23 protein-coding genes and 1 other RNA gene are annotated in these 26,015 nt (G+C 58.3%); 5 read left to right on the top strand and 19 right to left on the bottom strand.

What is annotated here, in order from left to right:
* Window positions 1-480 precede the first annotated feature (480 nt).
* The 19 genes from murB to IFT53_RS07970 form a co-directional block, all read right to left on the bottom strand.
* Window positions 481-1,452: a UDP-N-acetylmuramate dehydrogenase gene (gene murB, locus IFT53_RS08060; RefSeq protein ID WP_192064108.1), complete on the bottom strand. Its 972-nt coding sequence runs from the start codon at window positions 1,450-1,452 to the stop codon at window positions 481-483.
* Complete coding sequence (gene murC / locus IFT53_RS08055) at window positions 1,449-2,864, bottom strand: UDP-N-acetylmuramate--L-alanine ligase (RefSeq protein ID WP_192064109.1); 1,416 nt, start codon at window positions 2,862-2,864, stop codon at window positions 1,449-1,451. The genes murB and murC overlap by 4 nt, the downstream gene beginning before the upstream one ends.
* Window positions 2,861-3,997 carry an undecaprenyldiphospho-muramoylpentapeptide beta-N-acetylglucosaminyltransferase gene (gene murG, locus IFT53_RS08050; protein ID WP_192064110.1) on the bottom strand — a complete coding sequence of 379 codons (1,137 nt, stop codon included), beginning with the start codon at window positions 3,995-3,997 and terminating at the stop codon, window positions 2,861-2,863. Before murG ends, murC begins: the two co-directional genes overlap by 4 nt.
* 4 nt (window positions 3,998-4,001) lie before the next feature.
* Window positions 4,002-5,156: a putative lipid II flippase FtsW gene (ftsW, locus tag IFT53_RS08045; RefSeq protein WP_042617204.1), complete on the bottom strand. Its 1,155-nt coding sequence runs from the start codon at window positions 5,154-5,156 to the stop codon at window positions 4,002-4,004.
* A gap of 4 nt (window positions 5,157-5,160) precedes the next feature.
* Entirely contained in the window at window positions 5,161-6,570 is a 1,410-nt protein-coding gene (gene murD, locus IFT53_RS08040; RefSeq protein ID WP_192064111.1) for a UDP-N-acetylmuramoyl-L-alanine--D-glutamate ligase, read from the bottom strand.
* A 4-nt stretch (window positions 6,571-6,574) separates the two neighbouring features.
* Window positions 6,575-7,675, bottom strand: a complete 1,101-nt coding sequence (mraY, locus tag IFT53_RS08035) for a phospho-N-acetylmuramoyl-pentapeptide-transferase (protein ID WP_042617741.1) — start codon at window positions 7,673-7,675, stop codon at window positions 6,575-6,577.
* A 123-nt stretch (window positions 7,676-7,798) separates the two neighbouring features.
* Window positions 7,799-9,232: a UDP-N-acetylmuramoylalanyl-D-glutamyl-2,6-diaminopimelate--D-alanyl-D-alanine ligase gene (locus IFT53_RS08030; RefSeq protein ID WP_192064112.1), complete on the bottom strand. Its 1,434-nt coding sequence runs from the start codon at window positions 9,230-9,232 to the stop codon at window positions 7,799-7,801.
* Complete coding sequence (locus IFT53_RS08025) at window positions 9,229-10,689, bottom strand: UDP-N-acetylmuramoyl-L-alanyl-D-glutamate--2,6-diaminopimelate ligase (RefSeq protein WP_192064113.1); 1,461 nt, start codon at window positions 10,687-10,689, stop codon at window positions 9,229-9,231. Before IFT53_RS08025 ends, IFT53_RS08030 begins: the two co-directional genes overlap by 4 nt.
* A gap of 58 nt (window positions 10,690-10,747) precedes the next feature.
* The gene (locus IFT53_RS08020; protein ID WP_042617208.1) at window positions 10,748-12,487 is read right to left on the bottom strand and encodes a peptidoglycan D,D-transpeptidase FtsI family protein; all 1,740 of its coding nucleotides are present in this window, start codon (window positions 12,485-12,487) and stop codon (window positions 10,748-10,750) included.
* Window positions 12,487-13,041, bottom strand: a complete 555-nt coding sequence (gene ftsL, locus IFT53_RS08015) for a cell division protein FtsL (RefSeq protein WP_042617209.1) — start codon at window positions 13,039-13,041, stop codon at window positions 12,487-12,489. Before ftsL ends, IFT53_RS08020 begins: the two co-directional genes overlap by 1 nt.
* Before the next feature lies 1 nt (window position 13,042).
* On the bottom strand, window positions 13,043-14,068 hold the full coding sequence (gene rsmH, locus IFT53_RS08010) for a 16S rRNA (cytosine(1402)-N(4))-methyltransferase RsmH (RefSeq protein ID WP_192064114.1): 1,026 nt from the start codon (window positions 14,066-14,068) through the stop codon (window positions 13,043-13,045).
* Window positions 14,069-14,082: 14 nt separating this feature from the next.
* Window positions 14,083-14,523 (bottom strand): division/cell wall cluster transcriptional repressor MraZ, encoded by a 441-nt coding sequence (mraZ, locus tag IFT53_RS08005; RefSeq protein WP_192064115.1) that lies wholly within the window; start codon window positions 14,521-14,523, stop codon window positions 14,083-14,085.
* 398 nt (window positions 14,524-14,921) lie between these two features.
* Window positions 14,922-15,323: RNase P RNA component class A (gene rnpB, locus IFT53_RS08000), an RNA gene on the bottom strand.
* Between the two features lie 59 nt (window positions 15,324-15,382).
* On the bottom strand, window positions 15,383-16,576 hold the full coding sequence (locus IFT53_RS07995; RefSeq protein ID WP_192064116.1) for an NAD(P)/FAD-dependent oxidoreductase: 1,194 nt from the start codon (window positions 16,574-16,576) through the stop codon (window positions 15,383-15,385).
* A gap of 119 nt (window positions 16,577-16,695) precedes the next feature.
* A complete protein-coding gene (locus IFT53_RS07990; protein WP_192064117.1) occupies window positions 16,696-17,883 on the bottom strand; it encodes an NAD(P)/FAD-dependent oxidoreductase in 1,188 nt (395 codons plus the stop codon).
* A gap of 70 nt (window positions 17,884-17,953) precedes the next feature.
* Complete coding sequence (locus IFT53_RS07985; RefSeq protein WP_192064118.1) at window positions 17,954-18,490, bottom strand: lytic transglycosylase domain-containing protein; 537 nt, start codon at window positions 18,488-18,490, stop codon at window positions 17,954-17,956.
* A 233-nt stretch (window positions 18,491-18,723) separates the two neighbouring features.
* Complete coding sequence (locus tag IFT53_RS07980) at window positions 18,724-19,491, bottom strand: N-acetylmuramoyl-L-alanine amidase (protein WP_192064119.1); 768 nt, start codon at window positions 19,489-19,491, stop codon at window positions 18,724-18,726.
* Window positions 19,488-20,228: a J domain-containing protein gene (locus IFT53_RS07975; protein WP_042617742.1), complete on the bottom strand. Its 741-nt coding sequence runs from the start codon at window positions 20,226-20,228 to the stop codon at window positions 19,488-19,490. The genes IFT53_RS07980 and IFT53_RS07975 overlap by 4 nt, the downstream gene beginning before the upstream one ends.
* A 57-nt stretch (window positions 20,229-20,285) precedes the next feature.
* Window positions 20,286-20,570, bottom strand: a complete 285-nt coding sequence (locus IFT53_RS07970) for a hypothetical protein (protein WP_192064120.1) — start codon at window positions 20,568-20,570, stop codon at window positions 20,286-20,288.
* Between IFT53_RS07970 and IFT53_RS07965 the strand changes: the two genes are divergently transcribed.
* From IFT53_RS07965 to IFT53_RS07945, 5 genes are all read left to right on the top strand, one after another.
* A complete protein-coding gene (locus tag IFT53_RS07965; protein WP_192064121.1) occupies window positions 20,563-21,774 on the top strand; it encodes a pyrophosphate--fructose-6-phosphate 1-phosphotransferase in 1,212 nt (403 codons plus the stop codon). The genes IFT53_RS07970 and IFT53_RS07965 overlap by 8 nt on opposite strands.
* 166 nt (window positions 21,775-21,940) lie before the next feature.
* Window positions 21,941-22,576 (top strand): LysE family translocator, encoded by a 636-nt coding sequence (locus IFT53_RS07960; protein WP_192064122.1) that lies wholly within the window; start codon window positions 21,941-21,943, stop codon window positions 22,574-22,576.
* Between the two features lie 122 nt (window positions 22,577-22,698).
* Entirely contained in the window at window positions 22,699-23,760 is a 1,062-nt protein-coding gene (locus tag IFT53_RS07955; protein WP_192064123.1) for a lytic transglycosylase domain-containing protein, read from the top strand.
* A gap of 205 nt (window positions 23,761-23,965) precedes the next feature.
* On the top strand, window positions 23,966-25,216 hold the full coding sequence (locus IFT53_RS07950) for a DUF3419 family protein (protein ID WP_192064124.1): 1,251 nt from the start codon (window positions 23,966-23,968) through the stop codon (window positions 25,214-25,216).
* A complete protein-coding gene (locus IFT53_RS07945) occupies window positions 25,213-25,890 on the top strand; it encodes a class I SAM-dependent methyltransferase (RefSeq protein ID WP_192064125.1) in 678 nt (225 codons plus the stop codon). The genes IFT53_RS07950 and IFT53_RS07945 overlap by 4 nt, the downstream gene beginning before the upstream one ends.
* Window positions 25,891-26,015: the final 125 nt, after the last annotated feature.

Below are 26,015 nucleotides of genomic sequence, written 5' to 3'. Positions count from 1 at the left end.
TCACTGATCCAGATTGCCGACCAGACGCCAGCGCAAAGGAGTAGAGGCAGAATATAGAGAAAGAAAAAAGTCGCGGAATTCATGGCGGATATTTCCCGGACGAGAGGATCGCGCAGAGCGATAGCCTGCTATCGCTCGCGGTGGACGTACTTGTCGTATATCAGCCAGCAAACGCCGGATCCCGTTACCAACCAGGGAAAAACGTACCAGAAAAACTCTTGAGAGTTCATGCCTTCAGACCTCCGAGGACGCGTCTAGCTATCAAATGTAATATAGCAGCGCCCGAAATCCAACCGGCCATCACATAAACGTTCAAAATAGTCGCGGAAGTCGGTGTGAGTGACAATATCTGGCCCACCACACCGATCGCAAGGAACGCCGTCGAGAGGCGGTCCAGTGCATTTGCCAACAGTTTCCTGCGCTCGTTTGCCACAAGATCATGCCTGCGACGATCTTGCTCGCTCACGCCGCCATCAGACATTACTGCGCGTGCCCAAGAAAAGGCTCAACCTCACGGCCCGGCATGAACAAGCCCAGACGCTTGATTTCCCATTCCAGGCGAATGCCGGAATGTTCGAACACGCGCTTGCGCACCGCTTCACCAAGATATTCCAGATCATAACCGGTCGCGTGGCCGGTATTGATCATGAAATTGCAGTGCAGCGACGACATCTGCGCACCGCCGATGACCATGCCACGACCACCTGCCTCATCGATGAGGCTCCAGGCCGAATGACCCTCGGGGTTCTTGAAGGTCGAACCACCGGTCTGTTCACGGATGGGCTGGACCGTTTCGCGGTGAAGGCGCACGGCATCCATATCCGCACGAATTTTGGCGCGGTCTTCGGGGTAGCCTTCAAACAGGGCACCAGTGAAGATCAGGTCCTTCGACGCGTCAGAATGACGATAGCTGTAACCCATGTCGGCGTTGGACAGAACATGGCTGTTGCCCTGTCGGTCCACGGCATAAACCTCGACAACCCGCTCGCGCGTTTCGCCGCCATTTGCGCCTGCATTCATGCGCAGCGCACCGCCGATGGAGCCGGGAATGCCGTAATAGAAGTGGAAGCCGCCGATGCCGTTATCCATTGCCATGGCCGAGATATGCTTGTCGGGGCAAATCGCGCCAGCCTTGATGCGATTCTCCCCGGCCAGCTCAACCTGACCGAAGCCCTTGGCAGACAGGCGCACGACAACGCCCGGAATGCCGCCATCGCGCACCAGCAGGTTGGAACCCACGCCAACAACGGTCAGAGGCACGTCTTCAGGCAGAATTTTGAGGAAAGCGATGAGGTCGTCCACGTCATGGGGTTGGAACATCAGTTCCGCCAAACCACCTGCCCTGAACCACGTCACGCGGTCCATCGGCGAATCCGGTGTCAAACGTCCCCTGAGTTCATTCACGCCATTGCCGAGTCTCTCCAGCAACTTTACCCCATCCACCTGTCTCATGCAGACTTTCCTGAAATGCTATCCAATTCCGAGGGCAGCGCGGCTGCCCATTGCGTGATGTTGCCAGCCCCCAGAAGAACCACGAAGTCACCCGATTTCGCAATGCCTGCGACAGTCCTGGCCAGATCGTCGCGGGAGGAGAGATGGCGAGCATCGCGGTGGCCGGCAGCCTTTGCAGCTGTTACGAGCGCCTCGGAGTTCACACCCTCGATTGCATCTTCACCCGCCGCATAGACCGGAGCAAGGAGAATTGTGTCCGCATCGTTGAAACAATGTGCAAAATCTTCAAACAGGCTGGAAAGACGTGAATAACGATGCGGCTGGTGCACCGCAATGATACGGCCGCTGCAAGCTTCACGCGCCGCTTTCAGCACGGCTTTGATCTCAACCGGGTGATGACCGTAATCATCAAACACCTGAACGCCGTTGGAAGAACCGGTCAGCGTGAACCGGCGCTTCACGCCCCCAAAGGAGGCAAGCCCCTTCTTGATGTCCTCAACCGAAATACCAAGACGGTTTGCCACCGCAATCGCCGCCGTTGCGTTAGATACGTTGTGACGGCCCGGCATGGGTAGAACCAGATCAGTAAAGGTAAAGACCTTGCCCGTGCGGCGACGGCGGATTTCCACATCGAAGATGGACTTGGTGCCATCGATACGCACGTTGGAGAAACGCACATCCGCCTGCGGGTTTTCACCGTAAGTGATGACCTTGCGGTCTTCGATCTTACCCACCAGCGTCTGCACTTCAGGATGGTCGATGCACAAAACGCCGAAGCCGTAAAACGGCACATTTTCCACGAACTGACGGAATGCGGCACGAACCGCATCGAAATTGCCGTAGTGGTCCAGATGCTCAGGGTCGATATTGGTCACGACGGCCACATCGGCGGGCAGTTTCAGGAAGGTGCCGTCGGATTCGTCGGCTTCCACCACCATCCACTCACCCTCACCCATGCGGGCATTGGTGCCATAAGCATTGATGATGCCGCCATTGATGACGGTCGGGTCCAGATTGCCTGCTTCGAGAAGCGTTGCGACCATCGAGGTCGTCGTCGTCTTTCCGTGCGTTCCGCCAATGGCAATCGCATTGCGGAAGCGCATGAGCTCGGCCAGCATCTCGGCGCGGCGAACGATCGGCAGGGACTTTTCGCGCGCTGCAATCAGCTCCGGGTTGTTCTTCTTGATGGCGGTCGAGACCACGACAACTTCGGCATCACCAAGGTTTCCGGCCGCTTGGCCGACAAAAACCTCAATACCCTTGTCACGCAGACGCTGCACATTGGCGCTGTCTGCCTGATCGGAGCCCTGAACGCGGTGGCCGAGATTGTGCAACACCTCGGCAATGCCGCTCATGCCGATGCCGCCAATTCCGATAAAATGGACAAGACCTATGGCTTTCGGCATCTTCATGAATGCACTCCTTTGTTTTTTGTTTTGAATTGTGCGACCGGCACTCCACGCGCAATGGCTTCGACCAGATCAGCGAGAGCGCCAGCCGCATTCGGCTTGCCAGTTGCTTTCGCAGCCGCCGCCGTTTGCGCCAGACGATCAGGATCGTTCATGGCCTCCAGCAGCAGCGAAGACAGCTTTTGTGGCGTAAGCTCAGATTGCTTGATGACGCTAGCACCACCGGCAGCCGAAAGGGCTGCGGCATTGGCTGACTGGTCATGGTCCAGGGCATGCGGATAGGGAACCAGAACTGATGGGCGACCGATGACCGAAAGCTCCGAAACGGTCGAAGCGCCGGAACGGCTGATGACGAGATCGGAGCCGGCAATGCGCTCTGCCATATCACCAAAGAACGGCGAAACATCAGCGGCGACGCCAAGCTTCTTGTAGGACGCGATGACGCTGTCCTTATCTTCCGGGCGCGCCTGTTGTGTCACGGAAACGCGGGCGCGAACCTCGTTTGGTAGAAGGCAGATTGCGGCGGGAACAGCGGCGGAGAAAAACTGCGCGCCTTGGCTTCCACCAAAGACCACAAGCTGGAACGGCTCACCTGCGTTGGATGGCGTGTAGGCAACATCGGCGGCAGCCAGCACGGCAGGGCGAACGGGGTTGCCTGTCGCCACTGTCTTGACTGCATACTCCCCCTGCGTTTCAGGCAGAAATCCACCTGCAATCGCCTTCACGCGCTTGGCCAAAGCCTTGTTGGCGCGCCCCATCACGGCATTCTGCTCATGGATCAGCGATGGCACGCCAAGACCCGTTGAGGCCAGAAGTGGCGGCACGGTGGGATATCCGCCAAAACCGACAACAGCCACAGGCTTCAACTTCGTGACAAGACGGCGCGCAGCGCGAAGGCCTTTCCACAGGGTCAGCAACGCTTTCGCAACCGCTATGGGATTTTTCGAGCCGATGGTGGCCGATGGCACGACGTGAATCTCATCGGCCGGAAACTTGCCCGCATAGCGCTCGGCGCGGCTGTCTGTCACCAGATGCACGGCGTAACCGCGATCCTTCAGCTCATAGGCCAGCGCCTCGGCCGGAAACACATGGCCGCCGGTTCCCCCGGCGGCTAGCAGAACAATACCCTTGCTCATATTTTTACTCCGCAGGAAGGCCTGCATTGACCCGGAAGAAACTGCGCTCCTGCGCACGCTTTTCCGGGCGATGGCGGGTCAGCGCCAGCAGGAAACCCGCTGTCACGCAGATCGCCATCATGGACGAACCACCATAGGAAATCAGCGGCAGCGTCATGCCCTTGGCGGGCATGAGTTCCAGATTAACGCCGATATTGATCATAGACTGCATGCCAAGCTGCAACACCAGACCAGCGACCGCAAAGCGAACGAAATCATCCTTTTCCTTGAAAGCGTGGCTCAGGCCCCTGAGCACGATAAAGGCAAAGATCGCAACCAGCAGCATGCAGAAAAGAATGCCGAATTCTTCTGCCGCCACGGAAAAGATGAAGTCGGTGTGGCTGTCAGGAATGATGCGCTTGACGATGCCCTCGCCGGGACCCTGGCCAAACCAGTTGCCGCGAATGATGGCCTCGCGGGCAGTATCAACCTGAAACGTATCGCCCTCACCCGTCCAGAACCGGTCGATACGACCAGCCACGTGCGGCAGCATGAGATAGGCGGTAATGATACCGCCCACACCAAGGCCACCCAGCATGATGATCCAGAACCACGGAATACCGGCCATGAAGAACATGCCGCCCCAAACCACAGACGTCAGAATGGTCTGGCCGAAGTCCGGCTGGGCAATCAGAAGCGCTGCAACAATACCGAAGGTGATGATGGCAAACAGGTTGCCGGGAATTTCAGGATGCCGGGCACGCTCGGCAAACAGCCAGGCGCAGACGATCACGAAGGCGGGCTTCATGAATTCTGACGGCTGAATGGAGAAGGAACCAACCGAAATCCAGCGGCGCGCACCCTTGACCTCAATGCCGAAAAACAGCGCAAAGATCATCATCAGCAGTGATGAGATCAATATGATAACCGCCACGCGGCGCACCTGCCGTGGAGACAGAAAGGAAAGCCCGAGCATGATGGCCACAGATGGCACCATGAACATGGCCTGACGCTCCACAAAGAAGAAGCTGTTGAGGCCGATGCGCTCCGCAACCGCGGGAGACGCGGCAAAGGACAGCATCAGCCCGATACCCATCAGCGCGATGAACGCGGTGAGGAAAAAACGGTCGATGGTCCAGAACCATTCCGCAACCGGTCCACGGTCTATACGGCTTACCATCTCGTCAGCCTTCCTTTTTCAACCCAATCAGCATCGTCACACCTTCAAGTGCTGCGACATGCGAGACGAACGAATCACCACGTATTTCAAAGTTCTTATATTGGTCGAAGCTTGCGCAAGCTGGTGATAACATCACGACATTGCCGTCGCGGCCATCCACCTGCGCGTCTGCGGCAGCATGTTCGACAGCTTTCTCAAGCGTTCCGGCAATTTCATAAGGAACTGCCTCACCCAGCGTGGCGGCAAATTCGGCAGCCGCTTCGCCAATCAGATAGGCCTTGGCAATATGGGAAAACAGCGGCGAAAGGCTGGAAATGCCACCTGATTTCGGCAGGCCACCGGCAATCCAGTAGATGCGATCATAGCTGGAAAGTGCGGGCGCTGCGGCCTCGGCATTGGTCGCCTTGCTGTCATTGACGAAGGTGACATTGCCACGACGGCCAACCGGCTGCATGCGGTGCTTGAGGCCCGGGAAGGATGCAAGACCCGCCTTCACCTCATCAACCGAAACGCCAACGGCAAAGCAGGCGGCAATGGCGGCGGCGGCGTTCTGGGCATTGTGGCTGCCGCGCAGCGTCGGAATGCCATCCAGATCGGCCAGCAGTGAAGAAGTGCCGCCTTCGGCCTTCATGATCCGGCTGCCCTCGGCATAAAGACCATTGGCCACAACGTTGCGTTTGGAAATGCGGGAAACCTTGACGCCCGCACGCTCGATGCGGTCAGCAATCAATGTGCAGTAACTGTCATCCACACCAACAACCGCCGTATCGCTGCCCGCGACCAGCCGTTCCTTGATATCGGCGTAATGCTGCATCGTGCCGTGACGATCCAGATGGTCAGGCGTCAGATTGAGCAGAATACCGGCGGTCGGGTTCAGCGTCGGCGCCAGATCGATCTGGTAGGACGAGCATTCGACAACGTAGAACCGCTCAGCCTTCGGCGGCTCGAGGCTGAGGATCGCCGTGCCGATATTGCCGCCCAGCTGCGTGTCGCGGCCAGATGCGTTAAGAATATGGGCGATTAGCGCCGTTGTGGTGGATTTGCCGTTGGTGCCGGTAATGGCGATGAACGGGCAATCGGGCGCATGCGCGCGGCGCTCTCGCACAAAGAGTTCGATATCACCGATCACCTCGACACCGGCTGCACGGGCCAGATCAACAGACCAATGCGGCTTGGGATGCGTCAGTGGCACGCCGGGGGCCAGAACCAGCGCGGAAAGCTTTGACCAGTCCAGCCCGCGAAGATCAGCCGTCGGAATGCCTTCCTCCTGCGCCTTCGCAACACTGCCGGGATTATCGTCAAAGGCCGTCACCTTTGCGCCACCAGCCACCAGCGCCCGTGCGGTCACAAGGCCGGAGCCACCGAGACCGAAGAGCGCAACGTTTTGACCGGCAAGCGAGGTGACAGGGATCATCGGATTATCTCAGCTTCAGAGTGGCAAGGCCAAGCATGGCAAGACCGACGGAGATGATCCAGAACCGGATCACCACCTGGCTTTCCGTCCAGCCCTTCTTTTCAAAATGGTGATGGATCGGCGCCATCAGGAATACGCGTCTACCGGTGCGCTTGAACCAGAACACCTGAATGATGACGGACAGCGTTTCCATGACGAAGAGGCCACCAACGATGATCATGACGATCTCGTGCTTGACGGCAACCGCGATGGAACCGATCAGGCCGCCGAGCGCAAGCGAACCGGTGTCACCCATGAAGATGGCGGCAGGCGGCGCATTGAACCACAAAAAGCCAAGGCCACCACCGATAACGGCTCCGACAATGACAGCAAGCTCACCCGTGCCGGGCACGAAATTGATCTGGAGATAATTGGCGAAAATCGCGTTGCCGACCAGATAGGCGATCACGCCGAAGGTCGCTGCTGCAATCATCACAGGCACGATAGCCAGACCATCGAGACCATCGGTCAGGTTCACCGCATTGCCAGCACCAACGATGACGAAGGCACCGAACAGCACGAAGAAATAGCCGAGATTGACCACGAAATCCTTGAAGAAGGGAAAGGCAATCGAGCTGCCCAGCGTGCCGCCATGCGGCGCGGTGGCAAGTGCCACCTTCATCATGAAGAACACGGCAATGGCTGCGATGACGAATTCGATGCCAAGGCGCGCCTTGCCGGAAAAGCCCTTGTCGCTCTGCTTGGTCACCTTCAGATAGTCATCGTAAAAGCCGATGGCACCAAAACCCAGCGTCACCATCAGCACGGAAACGACATAGACGTTGGACAGATCGCCCCACAGCAGCGAGCCGCCGAGAATACCCGCAAGGATCATCAACCCGCCCATGGTCGGCGTACCGGCCTTCTTGAAATGGGTCTGTGGTCCGTCGGCGCGAATAGGCTGGCCCTTGCCCTGGCGAATGCGCAGGGAATTTATGATGGCGGGGCCAAACAGGAAAACGATGAGGGCAGAGGTAAACAGTGCCGCACCGGCCCGGAAAGTAATGTAACGGAACAGATTGAAAATTTGGACGTGGTCCGACAGTTCAACGAGCCAGATCAGCATGTATGCCCTTTCAAAAGGCCGATTGAAGCGGCGGGCAGATAGGTTGAGCCGCCACCGCTCCATGTTTTTGTTTCAGAAGATCTCAAGGAAGGATGCATGTGCATCCCGGCCCCTCAATGCTCTCTATGTTTGGCGTTCCGTCTCGGGGAATGCAGGATACTTGTCAAGAAGTGCATTAACGATCTTGCCAAAACCAATGCCCAATGATGATTTTATCATCAGGACATCGCCCGGCTGCACCCATTTCAGCACGAATTCATTCAGTTCCGCCGTTGTGGGGAACCAAGCGACGTTGACGCTTTCCGGCAAGGCATCGCGAAGCAAAGCCATCGACTCACCCGCAAGCCACACATGCTCGATGCCAGCCGACAGAAGCGGACCGGACAATTCCTCATGCACCTGCGCCGAGAACTCGCCCATCTCCAGCATGTCGCCCAAAATCGCAACGCGCCGTCCGTTGCCCTTCACTTCAGCCGCAGCCAGAAGCGCAATCGCGGCACGCATGGAGGCCGGGTTGGCGTTGTAGCTCTCGTCGATCAGCAGGAACGAACCTTCACCGACGGAAAGGCGATGGCGCTGCCCCCTGCCCTTGACGGCCTCGAGTGTTCCAAGTGCTGCAAAGGCCTTGTCGAGATCAGCGCCTGTGACTGCGACCGTGCCCAAGGCCGCCATCGCGTTTTCAGCGATATGGCGACCAGCCGCACCGATGTGCAACTCGCTGGTCTCGCCATTGATGATAGTCCAGATGGTCGAACCGTCAGGTGTGTTTTCAAAATCGGCAAGACGGAAATCGGCCTTGGCGTGCTGTCCGAAGGTCAGAACATGCTCGATGCCTGCATCGAAAGCCGCGCGCTCCAGCTGCTCGAACTGCTCATTGTCGCGGTTGAGAATAACGGCACCGCCCGGCAACACACCGTCGAAGATTTCCGCCTTGGCAGCGGCAATCTCTTCCAGATCTTTGAAGTTGCCCAGATGGGCGGCAGCAATGGTGGTGATGATGGCCAGATGCGGCTTGACCTGTTTGACCAGCGGGCTGATCTCACCTGCGTGGTTCATGCCCACTTCGAAAATGCCAAATTCCGTATCGGCAGGCATGCGCGCCAGCGTCAGCGGCACGCCCCAATGGTTGTTGAAGGAAGACACCGCCGCATGCACCCGGCCCGATGGGGCCAGAACCTGCCGCAGCATTTCCTTGGTCGTCGTCTTGCCGACTGAACCGGTGATCGCGATGATACGCGCCGAGGTCCGCGCTCTGGCGGCAATGCCCAGCTTGACCATGGCGGCAAGCACGTCTTCGACCACGATCATCGGCACCGTCAGCCGCCCGAGAGCGGGCAACTTGGATTCAGACACCACCAGAAGCCCCGCGCCATTGGCGACGGCAAAGCTTGCATAATCATGGCCGTCCACCCGGTCGCCCTTGATGGCGAAGAAGGCTTCGCCCGCCTGCACCGTGCGGCTATCGATGGAAATGCCTGTAATGCCTTGCGGCAGGTTGCCAACCGGACGGCCTGCCATGACGGCGACCAAATCCGGGACTGTCCATAACCAGTTCAAATCTTCAATCCTCCCAGCGCAGTTCGCACCTGTTCATGGTCTGAAAATGGCAGCGTCACGCCACCAACAATCTGACCCTCCTCATGCCCCTTGCCCGCTACGATCAAAGTATCGCCATTACCAAGAAGAGAAACGGCATGGCTGATGGCCTTGGCGCGATCGCCGATTTCAAGCGCACCGGGCGCCGCAGCCATAATTTCGGAGCGGATAGTCTGCGGCTCTTCCGAGCGCGGATTGTCATCCGTCACGATGACGATATCGGAAAGCCGTGTCGCGACTTCGCCCATGATCGGGCGCTTGCCCTTGTCACGATCCCCACCGCAACCGAAAACGGTAATGATACGGCCCGATGTAAAAGGCCGCACGGATGTCAGCACATTTTCCAGCGCATCCGGCTTGTGGGCATAATCCACATAGGCCAGCGCACCGTTTTTCGTCTGGCCGATCAGCTCAAGACGACCAGCGGCACCCACCAGCTTTTCCAGCGCCTTCAGCGCCACCGCTGCCGGAACGCCGGTGGAAATCGCAAGACCTGCGGATACCAGCGCATTCGCCACCTGGAAATCGCCAGCCAGTGGAATATCAACCTCGTAAATCTTGCCCTGATGATGCACTTCGATCATCTGCTTGTGGCGGAAATGCTCGACGCGCTTCAACGCCAGATAATCGCCCTTGCGGCCAACGGTGCGCACCTCATGGCCTGCTTCGGTCGCGGCCTTGATAGCGCGGTCCGACCACGCATCATCCGCATAGATGACAACGGGTGAACCCTTCTGAAGCAGCGTATCGAACAGCCGCATCTTGGCGTCCATGTAGTCTTCCATCGTAGGATGGTAGTCCATGTGGTCGCGGCCAAGATTGGTGAAGGCAGCAGCCGCCAGCTTCACGCCATCCAGACGGCGCTGATCGAGGCCGTGGCTGGAGGCTTCCATCGCCGCATGGGTCACACCTTCAGATGCAAGCTCGGCCAGAAGCGCATGCAGAGAAACAGGATCAGGCGTCGTCAGAGAACCATAGTCTTCGCGACCCGGCGCAATCACACCCGTGGTGCCAATCTGCGCTGCGGCATGGCCAGCAATCGCCCAGATCTGTCGTGTGAAGGAGGCGACCGATGTCTTGCCCGCAGTGCCGGTCACGGCCACCATGGTTTCCGGCTGTTTACCGTAGAAACGGGCGGCGGCAAGGGAGAGAAAACGGCGCGGATCAGAGACAACGAGAATCGGCACGCTAGCATCGATGGCATGGCTGGAAACAACCGCAACCGCACCCTTTGCCAAGGCATCCGCCACATAGGTGCTGCCATCGGCCTTGGTGCCTGCCACCGCTACGAACAGCGATCCCGGCACAGCCTTGCGGCTATCTGCCGTAATCCCGGTAATATTCAGCACGCCGGCATCAGTGCCAAGCAATTCATTCAGTTCCGGGAACTCAGTCCCGGAGAGATCTCGCAAATTCATCGATGTGTCCGTCTTGTCCCCCCGGCGCGATTCGCCGGTCCGTCATAAGCTGTACCAATCAATAAGACACCAGCAAGGCCGAACCGTCCTTGCCGAACTTGGGTTTCACGCCAAGAATGGCTGCCGAGCGGGTGATTATGTCATGCACCATAGGTGCGGCAGAAGAACCAGCCAGCGCTGCGCCATTGCCCTTGTCCGTCTTCGGCTCGTCGATGAAGGACAGAACCACATATTCCGGCTTGTCCATCGGGAAGGCCGAGAGGAAGGCGTTGAAGTTCTTGTCGTGCACATAGCGACCATTGACGACCTTGTCGGCCGTGCCGGTCTTGCCGCCCACATTGAAGCCTTCAACACGCGCATTGCGGCCAGAACCATTCACGCCGTTCCATTCAAACAGAAAACGCATGTCCTTGCTGGCACCGGGCTGCAACACCTGCTTTGCCACCTGATCCGCCTGCCCGACCGTGCGCGGCAGGAAAGTCGGCTCGATAAGCTTGCCGCCATTCACCAGCGCCGCACCGGCAATCGCCGTCTGCAACGGGGTGGTGGACACGCCGTGACCGAAGGAAATGGTCACCGAGTTGATCTTCTTCCACACACGCGGCTGCGATGGCATGGCAACCTCAGGCAGTTCCGTCTGCATCTTGGTCAACAGGCCAAGCCGCGTCAGAAATTCCTTGTGGCCTTCAATGCCAACCGTGTCGGCAATCTTTGCCGTACCGATGTTGGATGAATACTGGAAGATTTCAGGAACGGAGAGAACGCGGCCCTTGCCGTGGAAGTCCTTGATGGTGAAGCCGCCAATACGGATCGGCGCACGCGCATCGAATGTATCGTTGATGTGAACCTTGCCGGAATCCAGACCCATGGCAATGGTGAAGGATTTGAAGGTTGAGCCCATCTCGAACGTGCCGTTCGACATGCGGTTCAGCCAGCCCTCTTTCGCACCTTCGGCAGGATTGTTCGGATCGTAATCCGGCAGAGATGCCATGGCGAGAATTTCGCCGGTGTGCACATTGATAACAACGGCACCGGCACCAATCGCCTGGAATTTCTGGATGGCGGAGGCCACGACTTCACGCACGATGGCCTGAACGCGCAGGTCGATCGAAAGCTTGACTGGCTCCAGCGGCTGGTCAGACGTCATGCCGAGCGCCGTCAGGTCGGCCAGACCCTGGCTGTCGAGATAGCGTTCCATGCCAGCAACGCCGCGGTTGTCGATATTAACGTGACCCACGACATGCGCAGCGGTCGAACCCCCGGGATAAAAGCGGCGCTTTTCCGGACGGAAACCGATGCCGGGAATGCCGAGCGCAAGAATCTGGCTCTGCTGCTTCGGCGTCAGCTGGCGGCGGAGCCATTGGAAACGTGATTCGGATTTCAGCTTCTGGTAGGTGCCGCGCGTATCGAGATCGGGCAGAACCGTTTGCAGCTTCTCAATCGCTTCATCGACATCGACGATGCGGTGCGGCTCTGCAAACAGCGAAACGGTCCTAATATCGGTGGCCAGCACCTCGCCATTTCGGTCCAGCAGGTCGGGGCGCGATGCCATCAAACGGTCTGCGGGCGCAATGCTGGAAACGGTTTCAGGCTGTGTCAGTCCGTATTGAATCAGCCGCCCGCCAACCACACCATAAAATGCGATAAAGCCGAAAATCAGCAGGCCAACACGGGTCTTGGCCTGGGTGGCACGGCGTTTGCGCGCACCTTCAAAGGCAGCATGGTCGGCAAAGCCACTGGTGCTTGCGGAAAAATGAGCCCTGCTTTTCAGAACCATGACGCGAGACAGAAAAGACATCAGTCCACCGATCCAGTTATCGTTTCATCCATGTCACCGGTTTCGTCACCCTGCTGGGCGCGCGCCACCGGCATGGGCTGCGCTGACCGCGCAACCTTTGCGCGTGGCTGCGGAACAGGCACCCCACCACTCACCGCGATTTGACCTGCGGGCGGTGATTTGGGTTTTACACCACCCAATGTTGCGCCAGGCTTGGAGCCACTCATGGCGGCTGCAATTACATCTTCCACGCTCATGCCCACCGGCTCGGGCGGCTGCGGCAATTGCGAGCGCAGCATCGGCAATTCCTTGGGCTGGGAAAGCTGGTTCGGCATTGTCGGTGCCAGCGCCAGATCGCCCTGATAGGCGTTGACCAGCCGGTGCAGACGGTTCGGCTGCGTCAGCAGCGCCCAGTCGGCACGCAGGAGGTCAATCGTGTCCTTCTCCAGCTTGATCTCGGCTTCCAGCTTGCGCACGGAATCCAGCTTCAAATCGGCCTGATGCTTGATCGAATAGGTCACGACAGCCGCAGCCACCATCACACCCATCAGAACGAAGTCGAAGGTTCTGAGCATATCAACCTCCCATCTTTGCAAGACTTGCGAGATCGGGCAGATCGAAGATCGAAAGATCGGCAGGCCGGGCGGCAGCGTTCGTGCGAACACCGGCGCGCAGCTTGGCGGAACGAGCCCGCGGATTGATCTCTGCCTCCTCGTCGCTCGCCGCAATCATCGACTTGCCCACGGCATCGAAAATCGCAGGCGTATCCGCCACCATCGGCATGTGGCGCGAGCCCGCCGCGCGACCGGAACGATCCGCGAAATACTTTTTGACGATACGGTCTTCCAGCGAATGGAAGGTCACGATGACGAGACGGCCACCCGGCTTCACCGCACGCTCGGCTGCAAACAGCGCCTGCGCCAGCTCGCCCAGCTCGTCATTGACGAAAACGCGCAGCGCCTGAAACACGCGCGTTGCAGGGTGGATCTTGTCCTTGGCCTTGCGCGGGGTAACGATTTCAATCAACCCGGCCAGATCGCGGGTGGTACGAAACGGCTCTTCGGCACGCTTCTTCTCAATGGCGCGAGCAATGCGGCCCGGCTGCTTTTCTTCACCCAGAAAACCGAAAATGCGGATCAGGTCCGAAACCTTGGCGCGGTTCACCACATCAGCCGCCGAAACGCCAGACGCGGACATGCGCATGTCCAACGGCCCGTTTCTCTGGAACGAGAAGCCGCGCTCGGCCTCATCGATCTGCATCGAGGACACGCCGATATCGAGCACCAGACCATCGAGGCCACCGGCAGGCACATGGGCAGAAAGGTTGGAAAACTGTGACTGGATGAGCGTGAGGCGTCCGCCATTGGCCGCAACCATCCCCTGCCCGCCTTCGATGGCATTGGGGTCACGGTCGAGCGCGATCACATCAGCACCCTGGTCCAGAATGGCTTGGGTGTATCCGCCTGCACCAAAGGTGCCGTCGAGAATGATTTTGCCGGGCGCAGGCTCAAGCGCGCCTAGGACTTCATGGAGAAGAACCGGAATGTGGCGAACCGGTCCGCCACCGGCTTCAGAAGATCGTCCGCCAGAATTCGCCGCCATTCCGTTTCCCCGTCCTATCCGGGGCGAACAGCGGTAAAGCCGCGCCCCGATCTTGCTGCCTTCTGCGCCTCGTAAAACGCTTCCGGCTGCCACAACTGAAAATGATCCGCCCGACCGACAAAGGTAACTTCCGTGCTGATAGCAGTGAATTCCCGAATGAAATCCGTGACCATCAGACGCCCTTCGCCGTCCAGCTTCATGAAAACGCCGCCACCGTGAACCAGCAGCGACATCGCGTTCGCTTCCGGCGAGAACGCATCCATGGAGGCGATCTGCCGTTCGTATCGTTCCAGCAAGTCCGGACCGCCCACGCTGATGGCCGGAAATGCAAAATCCTGGAGACAATAAAGCTCCTGAATGCCCCGCTCCGCCAGCACCGAACGAAACAGCGACGGAACCGAAACGCGCCCCTTGGCGTCGATCCTGTTCGTCACGTTCGATAAAAAGCGACCCATTTTTAAACTCGCCAAAACCGCCGAATGCAGGGCCTGAACCCGCCTCGACAGGCAACACCGTTACGCACGACACATCGCTGACCGGTAGGACATAATGCCCATCGGACCCTTGCAGGCCTCTCCGTCTCATTGATTGCGGGTCAAAAACACGACCCTTTGTGGTGTGCATTTGGGATATCATGGGACACTTTGGGCGTCAATGGGAGAAGCCAGCGGGATGCTGCCTTCGGATCGAACATTCATATCCCGTTAAGATTAACGAATGGTTTACCGTGTCCATTCAAGCACTTGGCGCGCGGCAACCAGAAACCGCCCATGAAAACTTGCTTTATCAGCAATTTCAAATACTTAACCGCGCGCGCCGAGCACGCACCAAGGGCCTGATTTAAAAAAGGAAATTTGCCAGTTGGCCTGTAAGCCGGGTTCTGTATGGCCCCGGTTTGACCCGGAACGTGGCAGCCATTCATCTGGGACGGCATTTGCACACCGCCTCTTGCAACCCACCCGGATGACTCGCCCAAAAACCGGCTGTAGGTCCTCTTGCGCGAACCCCACGTCATCCCTATTCGGTCTTGCTCCCGGTGGGGTTTACCATGCCACCCCTGTTACCAGCGGCGCGGTGGGCTCTTACCCCACCCTTTCACCCTTACCATCTGATAGATGGCGGTCTACTCTCTGCGGCACTTTCCCTAGGGTCGCCCCCGCCGGACGTTATCCGGCACCGTGTCTTTGTGGAGCCCGGACTTTCCTCACCCTACCGTCTTTCGACATTGGTAAAGCGCGGCTGCCCGGCCAACTGGCACCGGCTCCTTAGACGGGTTCCACCGCGAATGCCAACAGAAAATCGGCCACAGGCAAATTACATCGCGAAAACCGGCTTGAAATCCGCATCATAGCCTTCATCGCCAATCGCACCGTCAACGATCAGCTTGGCACCCAGACGCCCGATTTCATCGCAGCTCTTGGCAGATGCGCCGCAGCCGCCGGTCAGCACGGCAATGTTGGGCGCACTCGTATAGCCGATGGCAGGAAAACCACTCGGCGGGTAGGATGTAACGCAAGCCGCCATGGATATGCGTGAGCGGTCGATGGATGGGATCAGCATTTCAATAACATCTGAAAAATCATCGCGAACCCCGGGATTTCCGCCAGAACGGAACCAGTCACGAATTGCCTGGTCGCTGCCAAGCGGCACGTCCACCGGCTCTCCGCCAATCTTGAGATAGAATTTCCCATCGGGATAGCGCACCGGCGGCAAAAGATAGATGTGCTTGCTGGCATCGGCAGGCTCATAGATCAGCGAAGGCATACCGGCGTAGCGACCAAGCTCGGTCTCCGGTATCTCGAAAAAGGCAACAGTGCGGGCGCACACCACCATCTCCAGCGGCTGCGGCAACAGCCCCTCGGCAATGGAAAACCCACCCGCCGCAACCAGCACTTTTTCTGCGGTGTAGCTTTTACCCGAAGCAGTCGTCACCGTCGCGATACCGCCGTCTTCGCGCACGCTGACGACGATATCATCGATGCGCGTCACACCGCGCTTTTGTCCAATCGCGATCTGCGCCCGTACCAGTTCACGCGGATTGACGAAACCGGCATTGTTCCTCTCGAACACGCCTTCGCATCCACCCTCGAAGGAAAAATAGGGGAAGCGCTGCGCAAGTGCTGCATCGTCAAGCACCTCAGCAGCAACACCCAGCGTGTCAGCCGCCGCACACACATTCTCGATATAGGAATAGCCCGTGCCCCGCGCCTTGCCGACAATGAGGCACCCCACTTCCCCATAAAACTCGACGCCGCTCTCCCGCTCGATCTCTGCGTAACGCGCAATAGAACGGTTGGCGAGCCGCGCCCAGTCCGCATTGCTATCGATCGTCCGGGTTATCCGCGCCGCATCATAATGGCTGGCGAAAACACCCTTGTGGTTCTTGATATCCTGCGGCTCGCCGGGACCGATCAGGGCAACGCCATCACAGCCGTCAGCAAGATATCGGGCAGCAGAAGCCCCCATCATACCCGCACCCACCACGATATATTGAAACTGTGTTGCCATGAACGCGCTCACCGATTTTCGATTCCGTCACAACACGTTGTAGCAGTTTGCTGAATCGATTCCAGAGAGTTGGGGTTGGATCGGTTGGTGGGGGTAAGCCAAACCCACCAACACCAAACTTACACAAAAACCGGCACCATCTGCGCCGCAAAATCATCTTCTGTCAGTTGCCCATCCAGCAAAAGCACAGCCCCCAGCCGACCGATCTCGTCGGATGATTTCGCCGCAACAAAGTTGCCGCCGGTCAGCACGGCGATGTTGGAAGACTGCGTGTAGCCAATATAGGGATAACCCGTGCGGGTAATGGAGGCGACGCAGGAGCCTGACGTGACAGGGCAACCTTCAAGCCCCGGCATCAGCTTAATGGCACGTTTCACCAGAAACGCCACTTCGCTTTCCGTACCATCGGAGTGGAACCATGACACCGCCTGAGCCAGCGTCTCCAGCCTCCCCTTCTCGCTCTCACCGCCAATTTTCAGGTAGATCTTGCCGTCGGGATATCGCACCGGCGGCAGGATATAGACAATGTCATCGGCATTTTCCGCCAGCACGATGGTGGATGGCATGGCGGCAAAGTCCTGCTGCTTTTCTTCATCCAGCTCGAAAAACGCAATCGTCCGGCCTGTCGCCGCCATATCGACTGTCGAAGGCAAGAGATCAGCCATATTGGTGAACCCGCCCGCCGCGACAATCACCTTATCCGCCGTGTAGCGCTGGCCCGCATCCGTCACAACCTCAACACCGGAAGCCGTATCTGCAATCCGCACCGCAGTCTCGCGGATCAGCTTTGTGCCCTGACGTTCGGCGATCGCGATCTGCGCCTTCACCAGCGCACGCGGATTGACGTAACCGGCATTGCGCGCCTCAAACCATCCATGGTGATCGTCAGGCAGATCGAACATCGGAAAGCGTGCGCCGAGGCCTGATCCGTCCAGCACATGGATCCCGCTGTTTCCAGCCGGGCGTGCAGCCATGGCAGCGGTCACATAATCACCGCCCAGCCCCTTGCCGTTACCGGCAAACAGGCAACCCGCCTCGTGATAAAACCGGATGCCGCTCTCTGCTTCAATCTGCGCATAGCGCCCGATGGAGCGTTTCGCCAGTTCCGCCCAGACGGGATCGCCATCGAAACTGCGCGTGATTCTGGCTTCGTCATAATGGCTGGAAAACACGCCCTCATGGCTCTTGCGATCCACGGGCTCGGCGGGGCCAATCAGCGCCACGCCGTCAGTCGCGCCTGAAAGGTGGCGCACCGCAGCCGCCCCCATCATGCCTGCACCGACGACGATATATTTGAAATCCGGCATGGTCCGCTCCCGCAATGCTATGCCACTGCCTAGCAAAGTCAGGCCGCGTGCAAAAGCGCCAAATCGGCCATCAGCCCTGCAACAGCGCCTGCACCTTGCCGCAATATTGTTTGGAAACCGGGTTCATACGCTTTGCGGCGTGGCCGGCATTGTAGCGCAAAATCGTATTGCAGACCTGCCCGCCGCCCAGTTGGTGCGCCATCGCCAGATATTGCATGCCCCAGCGAATATTGGTCTCTGGATCATAGAGCGCTTTCGTCGTGCCGCGATAACCGATCATGCGCGCAGTCGCAGGCTTGATCTGCATCAGCCCCACTTCACCGGCACTGCCACGCGCCTTGGGATTAAACTTGCTTTCAACCGATACCACGGCATGCGCCAGATTGGTCGGCACACCATAGCGCGTGGCATATTTCACGATCAGCTCGGAATAGCCATTGTGAAGCTTTGTCGGAAGCGCCCTTTCGGGGATGGGATAACCCGGCTTGCGAATGAAGGTTTCCAGCGTGACGGTCTTGGTTTTAACCCCTTCTGCGGCAAAAGCGGGACCACTCTGTACGGCAAGCATAACAAGGCAAGCCGAAACAGCAATATAGGCAATTCTCATGGGTATGAAACGTCTCCGGGCTGAAGACTGCGTACGGCAGCGTTAATGCGCGCCACATAGGAAGGTCATCGGAACAATCCGTCGCACGTCTTCATCATTGATACTGACAATGACCGTTTCAAAATGAAACAGATCATCGGTTAATGAGACGTATTAAGTGGCTCAATGAGGATATACTGTGGCAAGACGCAAAAAACCGCGTCACGCATCCGTGTAGAGAGGCCGCCATTCCATCAGACGCCGCTAAACCTTGGCAGCGCCGATATCAGCCTGTGCAACGTGTCGATGGTCGAAAAATCTGCGATACCATCCACCAGAACAGGCCGGAAATGCCGCTGGAAAGCCGCAACAACGCCCTCTGTTTTTTCGCAGTAAAGGCCCGTTATTTCAACGCCGTAACCATAGAGAGACAGCATCGACTGAAGCGCCTCGACCGGCTGTCCGCTATCGCCGCGCTGGAAAAACCGTCCGCCACCAATGGGTGCCGCCTCAACCCAGTGCCCGACGCCATGCTGCGACAGAGTATCCCATGGGAACTTCTCACCCGGATCGATCTTGCGCACCGGCGCAATATCGGAGTGTCCCAGCACCTTCTCAGGCGCAATGGACCACCGTTGCGCACAATCCCGACACAATTGGATCACCGCCTCGATCTGCGCATCGGGAAAGTCCGGCAGCCCCGCCGGATGACCGGCATTGGCAATCTCGATACCAACAGAGCGCGAATTGATATCGACATCACCATCCCAGAAGCTTTTTCCGGCATGCCATGCCCGCTGGCCCTCGGAAACGAGCTGCAAGATCCGCCCATCTTCAAAAACGAAGTAATGGCTGGAAACCTGGCTCTCTTCATTGCACAGCCAGGATAGCGCGCTGTCGGCGGTGCCCATGCCTGTGTAGTGAAGAATAATCATGTCGGGACCGGCAACACCAACCCGCTCGCCATGGTTGGGCGAAGGCGCGACAAGCGCACCGGCATAATCGGCTTTGAATTCACTCATGCGACGCGGCGTTCTTTCTCGATGGCCGCATAGGCTGCATTCAGCGCCGCCATACGCTCATTGGCCGCGGCATGCAGCTCCATTGGAACGCCACGCGCAATCAGCTTGTCCGGGTGGTGTTCGGCCACCAGCGTGCGGTAGCGCTTGCGAATATCCAGAAAATCATCCGCTGGCGAAACGCCGAGAACACGATACGGGTCGCGCCCATCCATATGCACATGCCGCGCCATGATGGTTTCGAAATGATCGTCCGTGATTCGGAAGATTTCAGCGATTCGGCCCAGAAACGCCATTTCGCGCTCATGGATCAAACCATCCGCCTTGGCGATGTGGAACAGACCGTCGATCACGCTTTCCAGCATCTCGCAATTCTGCTCGCCGGAACCGCAAAGGCCGGACAGGCGCTCGGCATAGGCCTCGTAACCAGCCACGTCCTGCCGCGCCAAATTATAAAGTCGGGCAACGTTCTGAGCTTCTTCTTCGGGAAAGTCGAAAATCTGGCGAAACGCCTTCACTTCCGCATCATTCACCATGCCATCGGCCTTGGCCATTTTCGCAGAGAGAGCGATGATCGCAATGGAGAAAGACACCTGACGACGGGTCTCAGGATCGCCTTCAAAAACGGTCCTGACGGCCTCTATCACACGGCCAAGCACGTTGCCCGCCGCATCGCCAATTGCGCCGAGCAGTCGTTCCCAAAGCGAAGTCAGTTGCAAACAGGCGAAATCGTACATCATGAGTGCGATCATACGATGCCACCGCATGAATGCAATATACATAAAGGTCGCATGTCATTAACTTTTATTCATCTTCAGATCGCCATTTTCTGGCTCTCGGAAACACTCTGCGAACGCCAGCACCACTGTTTTCCACAGGCTGGTATCTCGCCTTTGCAGCTGCCAGCCAATTGAAACGATTATATCGGCCACGCCGCCCAGCGCCTTCGAAAATTGCCGCGAAATGCCCGATTTTCTTGAGAAATTCACTTTACATGCCCCATTGGCTGCTCCATCCATTTGCCCCAGCGGATCTTTGGCGAGATCGTTTGAACAAACACGAAGGAGTGCCACGATGGCCAAACAGAAAGTTGCAATGTTGACCGCAGGCGGTCTTGCACCATGCCTCTCCTCTGCCGTGGGCGGCCTGATCGAGCGTTACAGCGACATCGCGCCTGACATCGATATCGTGGCTTATCGGTCCGGCTATCAGGGCGTTTTGCTGGGCGATAGCGTCGAAATCACCGCCAGCATGCGCGAAAAGGCTCATCTTCTGCACCGCTATGGCGGCTCGCCCATCGGCAACAGCCGCGTGAAGCTGACCAACGCCGCAGACTGCGCCAAGCGCGGCCTCGTCAAGGAAGGCGAGAACCCGCTGGCGGTTGCGGCAGATCGCCTGGCAAAAGATGGCGTCACGATTCTCCACACCATCGGCGGCGATGACACCAATACCACGGCGGCCGACCTCGCCGCCTATCTCGGTGCCAATGGCTATAACCTCACCGTCGTCGGCCTGCCTAAGACGGTTGATAATGACGTCGTTCCCATCAAACAGTCGCTGGGCGCATGGACAGCAGCTGAAGTCGGCGCGAATTTTTTTGATAATGTCAGCAATGAACAGAGTGCTGCGCCCAAGACCTTCGTCATTCACGAAGTCATGGGCCGCCACTGCGGCTGGCTCACGGCAGCAACGGCGCGCGCCTATATTCAGAAGACCAGCGGCAATGAATATGTCGAGGGTCTGCTCATGGGCGAGCAGTTGAAAAGCATCGATGGCCTTTATCTGCCGGAAATGGCCTTTGATATCGAGGCCGAAGCCGAGCGCCTGAAGAAGACAATGGAAAAGACCGGCTTCGTCACGCTTTTCGTGTCGGAAGGCGCTGGCCTTGATTCGATCGTTGCCGAGCGCGAAGCATCAGGCGAAACCGTCAAGCGCGATGCCTTCGGCCACGTCAAGATCGACACCATCAATGTCGGCGGCTGGTTCCAGAAGCAGTTTGCCGGCCTCATCGGCGCAGAACGCACCATGGTGCAGAAGTCGGGTTACTACGCCCGCTCCGCCCCTGCCAACGGTCAGGACCTTCGCCTCATCCAGAGCATGGTTGATCTGGCGGTCGAAAGCGCGCTCAACAAGGTATCCGGCGTCACCGGCCATGATGAGGATCAGGGCGGCAAGCTGCGCACCATCGAATTCCCGCGCATCAAGGGCGGCAAGCACTTCGATCTGTCCACGCCATGGTTCGACGAAGTCATGAACCACATCGGCCAGCCCTATAAGGCAGCCTGAGCATAAAAGCGCCTCTTTGCGCCACATGATGCGGCAAACAGCACAGTGTGGCGCAAACACACCGCTCTGACGTTATGAACCTTCAGACCCATAAATCCGTTTCGGTTTCTGGGGCAATGCTGTAGGTTAACAAAAAATACGTGCAGGGAGGGCAAGGAGGAAAGCAATGTCTGTGCAAGTCTGGCTCGTGTTCTGCTTGGCCTGTGCCATTCTTTTCACACTGCCCTCACTCATATCATTCAAGGTCGCCAGCTACGCTTCCATTCGTGGCAAGCGCGCCACGCTTGCCGCCGTCTCAGGCGCAACCCTTGGCATCGTCACCACCGTCACCGCCGCGTCCATCATCGTGGTCGGCGTCGAGCTGATGCCGTCTTCTCTCATCGATATCCTGCGCTGGACCGGAACCGCCTGGCTGATGCTGTTCGTTCTCTGGACAATCGCCACCCCCGCCGCTCGTGAGGCCAATGCCGATAACGACAATCTGCGCGGAAAATCCTTCGGCACCGTGTTTTCCGATTGCTTCGTGACAGCCGCCCTGCGCCTGCGGTATTTCGGCTTTTTTGTCGCCTTCCTCATGCAGTTTTTAAACGGCACACGCAATGTGGTTGAAATGGTCACGCAGATGCAGGCGGTCCTTCTTCTCATCGCGCTTGTCTGCCTTAGCTTGCAGGCGGTATTCGCACGCTTTACCATTACATCCGTGCGGCGCATGTCCGTTTCCAAAAAACCAGCAAATTCAAAGCGTAAGAGCTTCATCGCCGGTCGCGCCGTCACGGCGGGATATCGCAAAATCGCTGCATAAGAATTTGCTACTCAGTCCCCGCTTGCCCGAAACCTTACGATAGGTTAATGATCGCGCCACAGGGACTGCCCGTTTCGCTTGAATCTGGGCTTGAGACCGGCAGTGCAGTTAAAGGCGGCAGAATGAAAATTTCAGGCAATTTTCGTCGAAAATCGGCGCTGTTTCTGTCGTCAACAATAGGCGTGGCGCTCACACTGGCAGGATGCACCAGCGTCGAATACAGCCCCCGCCCGCAGATGACAGCGGTTACACCAGCATCTGAAAATACCGCCAGCCAAACACCCGCTACCACGCAGGAAGCCACAGCTTCAGCACAACCCGCTTCCGCCACCACCACAGCATCAGCAACGGCGCCCGCAGCTCCCCAGCTTGCCGCAGCAACCACCACCAATCCATTGCCGACTGCCACCGCCATCAAGGGTGGCCGTGTCGCACTTCCACCAGCATCCGAAATTGCAGCCGCAGCCGCCATCAGCGCGCAGATGCAGCCGCAGGTTCAAGCACAAGCACCCGTCACGCAGGTAGCGCTTGCGGCACCAGCCGCAACAACGTCTGCCGCCGCAGCCGTCACCCAGCAGGCCGCTACCAGCGCCGCTCTTCCTCAGGTCGTTGCCCTCAAGGGCGGTTTCCCGGCAGCGCCAAGCGCCCCCGGCACGCCTTCTGCCGCCGCCATTCCGCTGACGGAAGAAATGATGAAGCAGCAGAGCGTCATTCCCGTGCCGAAGCCGCAGGGCGCGATGCTGGCCTATGCCTCGGCACCGCAAAACGCCGCCCTTGCAGCCATCAGCACCCGCGAAGGTCTAACAACATCTCCATTGGCCACCGCCATGGGTGGACGCCAGCAGCTCAGCGGTCTCATCACCAAATATGCAACCATGTATGATGTGCCGGAAGATCTGGTCCACCGTGTGGTCATGCGTGAAAGCCGTTACAATCCGCGCGCCATTAACGGCGGCCACTTCGGCCTGATGCAGATCAAGCACGCCACAGCCCGCTCCATGGGCTTTGATGGCCCGGCCTCCGGCCTCTTCGACGCAGAAACCAACCTTAAATATGCCGTGAAATACCTGCGCGGCGCATGGATGGTTGCCGATAACGACCGCGACAACGCGGTTCGCCTCTATGCGCGCGGCTATTATTACGACGCCAAGCGCAAGGGCATGCTGCACGTTCTGCGCAAGTAATCCTGCCGCTCCATATTTCTGCATCTCCCCACAGGTCGGGAGATCGGTTCTTCGCATCCGCTCAGCCATTGACCGCCGGTCGCCCCATCCGTGGCGAAGGCGTTCGGCTGCGTGAAGCTACGCCCGGCTTGTCCATACACGCCCGTCATCAAACTGTTGCGTCCCGCCGCTAAACGCCTCTGAACCGAATGAGAGGTGGAATCAGATGACGAGTGTGGCGCCAAAGACCGGTTTCAGCAAAAACGTTAAGCTCAAGAGTGCCCTCCTCCAGCACAAGGCCCTGTCCACCAGCGGCCTTTCGGAACGCCTGTTCGGCGTGTTGTTCTCCGGCCTGGTCTACCCGCAGATCTGGGAAGACCCTGATGTCGATATGCGTGCCATGGAGCTGCGCGATGGCCAGAGCATCGTCACCATCGGCTCCGGCGGTTGCAACGTTCTGGCCTATCTTTCCCGCAATCCTTCACGCATCGATGTGGTTGATCTCAATCCCCATCATATCGCGCTTAACAAGCTGAAGCTCGCCGCATTCCGGCACCTTCCGAACCACGGCGATGTCGTGCGCCAGTTCGGCGTGGCCGATGTCCGCTCCAACAGCTCCGGTTATGACCAGTTCATCGCCCCCAATCTCGATGCACAGACCCGCGCCTATTGGTCCAAGCGCACTTTGAGCGGCCGCCGCCGCATCACTGTCTTTGATCGCAATATCTATCGCACCGGCCTTCTCGGCCGCTTTATTGGCGTAGGCCACGTGCTGGCGCGCCTGCACGGCGTGAAGCTGACGGATATGGCCAATGCCCGCTCCATGGATGAGCAGCGCCAGTTTTTCGATCAGAAGGTCGCGCCCCTGTTCGACAAGCCAATGATCCGCTGGCTGACGAAGCGCAAGAGCTCGCTCTTCGGCCTCGGCATTCCGCCACGCCAGTATGATGAGCTGGCAAGCCTCTCGCACGGCAACACCATTGCCCCAGTTCTGCGCCAGCGCCTTGAAAAGCTCGCCTGCGATTTTCCGCTGAAGGAGAACTACTTCGCATGGCAGGCCTTTGCGCGCCGCTATCCGCAATCCCAGGAAGGGAATTTGCCGGATTATCTGCGCAGCGATTATTACGAAGCCATCCGCGAAAACGCCTCCCGCGTCTCCGTTCACCACGCCACCTTCACCGAGCTTCTGGCCTCCAAGCCCGCCTCCTCGGTAGACCGCTACGTGCTTCTGGATGCGCAGGACTGGATGACGGACACGCAGATCAACGAATTGTGGTCGCAGATCAGCCGCACGGCGGCACCAGACGCCCGCGTCATCTTCCGCACCGCCGCTGAGAAGAGCGTCATCGAAGGCCGCCTGTCGCCTGACATCAGCGCGCAATGGACCTATCTGGCCGAGCGTTCGCAGGAGCTGAACGCAAGCGACCGCTCCGGCATCTATGGCGGCTTCCACATCTATCAGAGGGCATCGGCATGAAGAGCATCGGCGATCCAATCAGCCTTGGTGATGTCAACCACGCCAACCTCATGGACAAGATGTACCGCCACCAGCGCCACATCTATGATCTGACGCGAAAATACTACCTTCTGGGCCGCGATACGACCATCGACAAACTCGATGTTCCGATGGATGGCAACCTGCTGGAAGTCGGCTGCGGCACAGGGCGCAACCTCCTGCGCGCCGCAAAGCTCTTCCCCACGGCAAAACTGTATGGTCTGGATATTTCGTCCGAAATGCTGACCACCGCCAGCGAAAACTTCGGCAGCCACCGCGAGCGCCCAATCCTGCGCGTGTCGGATGCCACCACCTTCAAGCTATCAGAATTTGGCCGCGCCTCCGGCTTTGACAGGATCATGATTTCCTATGCGGTCTCGATGATCCCGGATTGGGAAAAGGCCGTGGAGCGCGCCTTGCTGGCACTTGCCCCCGGCGGCTCCCTGCACATCGTGGATTTCGGCCAGCAGGAGCATTTGCCAACCTGGTTCCGCAGCCTGCTTCAGGCATGGCTTGCCAAATTCCACGTTACCCCCCGCGCCAATATGCGCTACGTGCTGGAAACACTTGCGGGCAGCCACGGTGCAACACTGGAATTCGAACCCATTGCCCGTGGCTATGCCTGGCGGGCAGTTCTGACACTTCCCAAAGAATGAAACGGCCTGACATCCGCGTGAGATGACGGAAATCGAAGGGGCTGGCGCTTGCCATAACACCTTGTTTACCCTGTTATGGTAAATGAGAGATTACGGCGCGCCCTTCTCCGGGCAGCGCGGACTGC

It is taken from the genome of Rhizobium sp. CFBP 13644 (assembly GCF_014842165.1).
Taxonomy (GTDB): domain Bacteria; phylum Pseudomonadota; class Alphaproteobacteria; order Rhizobiales; family Rhizobiaceae; genus Agrobacterium; species Agrobacterium tumefaciens_C.
Note: the sequence above shows the minus strand (reverse complement) of the source record. Positions and strands in the feature narration are given on the sequence as shown.

Bases quoted from the DNA above. Each gene is read 5' to 3' on its own strand.
- murB (WP_192064108.1), bottom strand. From the start codon at position 1,452: ATGAGACAGGTGGATGGGGTAAAGTTGCTGGAGAGACTCGGCAATGGC.
- murC (WP_192064109.1), bottom strand. From the start codon at position 2,864: ATGAAGATGCCGAAAGCCATAGGTCTTGTCCATTTTATCGGAATTGGC.
- murG (WP_192064110.1), bottom strand. From the start codon at position 3,997: ATGAGCAAGGGTATTGTTCTGCTAGCCGCCGGGGGAACCGGCGGCCAT.
- ftsW (WP_042617204.1), bottom strand. From the start codon at position 5,156: ATGGTAAGCCGTATAGACCGTGGACCGGTTGCGGAATGGTTCTGGACC.
- murD (WP_192064111.1), bottom strand. From the start codon at position 6,570: ATGATCCCTGTCACCTCGCTTGCCGGTCAAAACGTTGCGCTCTTCGGT.
- mraY (WP_042617741.1), bottom strand. From the start codon at position 7,675: ATGCTGATCTGGCTCGTTGAACTGTCGGACCACGTCCAAATTTTCAAT.
- IFT53_RS08025 (WP_192064113.1), bottom strand. From the start codon at position 10,689: ATGAATTTGCGAGATCTCTCCGGGACTGAGTTCCCGGAACTGAATGAA.
- IFT53_RS08020 (WP_042617208.1), bottom strand. From the start codon at position 12,487: ATGTCTTTTCTGTCTCGCGTCATGGTTCTGAAAAGCAGGGCTCATTTT.
- ftsL (WP_042617209.1), bottom strand. From the start codon at position 13,041: ATGCTCAGAACCTTCGACTTCGTTCTGATGGGTGTGATGGTGGCTGCG.
- rsmH (WP_192064114.1), bottom strand. From the start codon at position 14,068: ATGGCGGCGAATTCTGGCGGACGATCTTCTGAAGCCGGTGGCGGACCG.
- mraZ (WP_192064115.1), bottom strand. From the start codon at position 14,523: ATGGGTCGCTTTTTATCGAACGTGACGAACAGGATCGACGCCAAGGGG.
- IFT53_RS07995 (WP_192064116.1), bottom strand. From the start codon at position 16,576: ATGGCAACACAGTTTCAATATATCGTGGTGGGTGCGGGTATGATGGGG.
- IFT53_RS07990 (WP_192064117.1), bottom strand. From the start codon at position 17,883: ATGCCGGATTTCAAATATATCGTCGTCGGTGCAGGCATGATGGGGGCG.
- IFT53_RS07985 (WP_192064118.1), bottom strand. From the start codon at position 18,490: ATGAGAATTGCCTATATTGCTGTTTCGGCTTGCCTTGTTATGCTTGCC.
- IFT53_RS07980 (WP_192064119.1), bottom strand. From the start codon at position 19,491: ATGAGTGAATTCAAAGCCGATTATGCCGGTGCGCTTGTCGCGCCTTCG.
- IFT53_RS07975 (WP_042617742.1), bottom strand. From the start codon at position 20,228: ATGATGTACGATTTCGCCTGTTTGCAACTGACTTCGCTTTGGGAACGA.
- IFT53_RS07965 (WP_192064121.1), top strand. From the start codon at position 20,563: ATGGCCAAACAGAAAGTTGCAATGTTGACCGCAGGCGGTCTTGCACCA.
- IFT53_RS07960 (WP_192064122.1), top strand. From the start codon at position 21,941: ATGTCTGTGCAAGTCTGGCTCGTGTTCTGCTTGGCCTGTGCCATTCTT.
- IFT53_RS07955 (WP_192064123.1), top strand. From the start codon at position 22,699: ATGAAAATTTCAGGCAATTTTCGTCGAAAATCGGCGCTGTTTCTGTCG.
- IFT53_RS07950 (WP_192064124.1), top strand. From the start codon at position 23,966: ATGACGAGTGTGGCGCCAAAGACCGGTTTCAGCAAAAACGTTAAGCTC.
- IFT53_RS07945 (WP_192064125.1), top strand. From the start codon at position 25,213: ATGAAGAGCATCGGCGATCCAATCAGCCTTGGTGATGTCAACCACGCC.